This is a genomic window from Haloferax sp. KTX1, assembly GCF_902410085.1.
In the GTDB taxonomy this organism is placed as follows: domain Archaea; phylum Halobacteriota; class Halobacteria; order Halobacteriales; family Haloferacaceae; genus Haloferax; species Haloferax massiliensis.
Genome location: NZ_CABPRH010000048.1, coordinates 1 through 648, shown reverse-complemented (window position 1 = coordinate 648; position 648 = coordinate 1). Strand labels below are relative to the sequence as shown.

Annotated in this window: 1 protein-coding gene and 1 pseudogene; both read left to right on the top strand. The window is 57.3% G+C overall.

All coding sequences use genetic code 11. The annotated features are described in order from the left end of the window. Positions 1 to 345: 345 nt before the first annotated feature. A complete protein-coding gene (locus tag FY251_RS23240) occupies positions 346 to 468 on the top strand; it encodes a hypothetical protein (protein ID WP_255516775.1) in 123 nt (40 codons plus the stop codon). Next, positions 465 to 648: pseudogene (locus FY251_RS20670) on the top strand (integrase); the annotation flags it as partial. The gene FY251_RS23240 and the pseudogene FY251_RS20670, both read left to right, overlap by 4 nt.

The following is a 648-nucleotide window of genomic DNA, read 5'->3' as shown; positions in this document are numbered from 1 at the left end:
CATCTGGTCTTCGGATGGGTTGGAAGCACTCATAGTAACACCGATATACCAGAATAATTCACTAAGAGACAATAGTAGTAACCCATCGACCTTTGTGAACAGCCGTTGGGAAAGTTATATTGTGGTAGCCACTCATCTGCCACGTGGAAGCCGATCCATACGGGTGCTCAGAAAGTGCCCGACGTGCTGGAACACGTCGGACTCGGCTTCCGATCCCTGCTGAGAGATTCGCGAAGCCATGAAGTACGAGAACGAGCGGGCTATTGAAAGTAGCCCAACGAGCAGCGGTATAGCCAGTCGACCAACCTGCGGAGACCGGTACGTCCCGTCTGGAGGTGCGCGTGCGTGAGCGACCGCGTCATCGAAGACGTGGACAAATGCGAGACGGACGGCTGCGAGAACTTCTGCTATCCCGGTGAGTCCCGCTGTCTGGGCTGTTACCGGAAGCGAAAGCGGGGGCGAGCATGAGCGAGGACCTGATGGATCTCTCGCCGGAGGAAGGCATCGAGCGGTTCCTCCGACACCGCGAACCGTCCGTTCGCGAGAGTACGATGCGGAACGCGAAGACACGGCTCCGATTCTTCCGCGAGTGGTGTGAGGAGCGCGACATCGAGAACCTAAACAACCTCACTGGCCGCGATTTAGCTG